Source organism: Streptomyces sp. NPDC096040 (assembly GCF_040303265.1).
Taxonomy (GTDB): Bacteria; Actinomycetota; Actinomycetes; order Streptomycetales; family Streptomycetaceae; genus Streptomyces.
Map to the genome: position 1 here is coordinate 1 of NZ_JBEOTA010000089.1, position 2,412 is coordinate 2,412.

Consider the following 2,412-nt stretch of genomic DNA (forward strand, 5'->3'; position numbering starts at 1 on the left):
CGTCACACCGCCCGCGACTGGCGAAGGTCCCTGGCCGCCCTCGGCCTCACCGGATGAATCCGGACAGACCTCGATCATGCAAGGGACCCTGCCCCGCCAGGCTCTTGTCCTCGTGCTCACCGATGCCCAGGAAGCCGCCGGTGGTGAGGTCGTCGCCGCTCTTGCCCGTGAGGTACGGCGCGGACTTCTTGGGGTCGTCGCCCTCGACGCCGCCGTAGCCGCGCTCGCCGTCGCCGTCGTCCGAGTAGACCATCGCGAAGGCCTTCTCGTAGTACGCCGGCCAGGACTCGCCGTTGCCGTACGTGGTGATGGGGGAGCCGTTGCTGTCGGTCGGCAGATCGGCGGTCATGGTGACCCACTGGTAGTTGCCGCCCTTGTCCCAGACGCGGACGCTGACCGTGCCGTTCGGGTTCTGCTTGATGCCTTCCTCGATGAACTTGGGGTCTTTCTGCGCCAGTCCGGCCAGCGAGGCGACGTACCAGCAGTCCCCGAACTGGCGCTGGTTGACGTCGTCGGCCGAGACGCCGTCCACGATCAACGGGTCGGAGGGCGTCTCCCAGTGGATGCCGTTGTTGGTCTGGCCGTTCTGGTTGTTCCCGCCCTGCTCCCACGCGCCGGTGTTGGTGACGTCCGGCTGCATGCCGGGGAACGCGGTCTGGAACTTGCCGAAGTTCTCCGGTGCGATCTTGGACAGCATCCGGCTCAGCGTGTCCCGGCGCCTGTCCTCGGGCAGGCCGCTCTCGTCGAACGGATTCCAGAAGGAGTCGTCGGTGGAGCTGAGCAGCTGGTTGTAGAAGGCGAGATCCTTCGGCGAGGCCTTCGACACCAGTGCGTCCATCTCTGTGGCCGTCAGCCCGTCCAGCTCACCGGAAAGCTTCTCCAGGTCGTCGCGGTTGCCGTTGGTCCCGAAGTCCTTGCCCTGCAGCTCCTGCAGATGACGCAGCGCCTCGTCGATCTTCTTCGCGTCGGCGGGCTGCTCGTCGAGGAAGACGCTGTTCTCCCTGACGGATACTTCCGCCCGGCCAGCTCCTGCGCCCCCTCCAGCTGCTTGATACGACGCTTCATGGACGCCTGCATGTCGCCCAGCTCCCCGCCGAGGGAACCGGGCAGACGCCGGCGCCCGCCGAAGATCGCCGGCATCGGGACCACGTCACCGACGAGGTCCTGGAGGTCGGGATCGCGGGAGGCGTTCTGCCCGGGCGGCAGGTTCTGCTGGGCGCTGGTCAGGACGGAGGCGAGCTGGGTGTGCAGCCGCCCGGACTGCGCGGCGAGCGTGTCCAGATCATTGGCGAGCCCGGTCAGCTTGACTGCGTCGAACCCTCGAAACGCCATCAGTTGCCGCCGCCCGTACCGGCCTTCGCCTTGTCCTTCTCCTTGGCCTGCCGGTCCAGTTCGTCGGCCTGTGTCTCCCACCGCGTGGCATCGGCGAGCAGTGCACCGGCCATGCTGTTCAGGCTGCTCTGCCGCTTCCGCAGCGTCGCCGTGCACTCGTCGGCGAACGGGCCTTGCCAGATCGCGTTCGCGTCGTCACCGGTACGGAAGGCGGCGGCGCGAGGACTCGCCTTCTTCACCGCGTCATCGAGATACGGCCCGAGCCGCGCTATGGCCCGAGCCTCCCGCGCACACCCACGCAACCTCTCGGCCCCCTTCTTCAGTTCGGCGGCATCCTCGCCGTCCGTGGCCGCCATGTGCGGTCCCTCCCCCGTTGACAGCTGCTGCGTCGCGAGTTGGCTGCGACGTCGGTGGTGAAGCATACGAGGGGGGCGCAGGGGGGCGCGGCTTGTGACTGGAATCTCCGCGTCTGTCACAGGGGCATCACATGGATCGGTCGTCGGATTCCGTGACGCGCTGACTCCGCACAGGCCTTCGCGAGCGAGTGGGCCTAATCGGGAGGCGCCGGATTAGCGTCTCGTACTCAACTCGGGAGTTTGGAGGGGAGATCGCATTTGGCGTCCTTGTGGGCCTGGCGGGCGAAGGAGGTTGCCAGGTCTATCAGGGTCTTGCGAGACTCACTGGCTGAGGCTTCGAGTGGTTTCAACGCGTGGGCGAATACCGTCATGCTCCAGGGCTTCTTGCTCGTCGTTTCGTGGGCGTAGCAAGGGACCCAGATCGCGGCTACCTCTGTGTTGGAGACGCCTTTGAGGCCGGCATCGAAATAGGTGACTTTCCCTCCCGAGTTGGGTGCGATTTCCGTATCGGCCCACTCCTGCCACGGTCTGGCGGACAGGGTCCCTTGCATGATCGAGGTCTGTCCGGATTCATCCGGTGAGGCCGAGGGCGGCCAGGGACCTTCGCCAGTCGCGGGCGGTGTGACGTACAGGGTCCCTTGCATGATCGAGGTCTGTCCGGATTCATCCGGTGAGGCCGAGGGCGGCCAGGGACCTTCGCCAGTCGCGGGCGGTGTGACGTAGG

Annotated in this window: 4 protein-coding genes; all 4 read right to left on the minus strand. The window is 66.7% G+C overall.

The window, feature by feature from the left end; translation table 11 throughout:
- Positions 1-46 precede the first annotated feature (46 nt).
- Positions 47-838 (minus strand): C2 family cysteine protease, encoded by a 792-nt coding sequence (locus tag ABTY98_RS42080; RefSeq protein WP_352226458.1) that lies wholly within the window; start codon positions 836-838, stop codon positions 47-49.
- 11 nt (positions 839-849) lie between these two features.
- Entirely contained in the window at positions 850-1,332 is a 483-nt protein-coding gene (locus ABTY98_RS42085; RefSeq protein WP_352226459.1) for a hypothetical protein, read from the minus strand.
- Complete coding sequence (locus ABTY98_RS42090; protein WP_352226460.1) at positions 1,332-1,688, minus strand: hypothetical protein; 357 nt, start codon at positions 1,686-1,688, stop codon at positions 1,332-1,334. Before ABTY98_RS42090 ends, ABTY98_RS42085 begins: the two co-directional genes overlap by 1 nt.
- 227 nt (positions 1,689-1,915) lie before the next feature.
- Positions 1,916-2,332 carry a hypothetical protein gene (locus ABTY98_RS42095; protein WP_352226461.1) on the minus strand — a complete coding sequence of 139 codons (417 nt, stop codon included), beginning with the start codon at positions 2,330-2,332 and terminating at the stop codon, positions 1,916-1,918.
- Between the last annotated feature and the right edge of the window lie 80 nt (positions 2,333-2,412).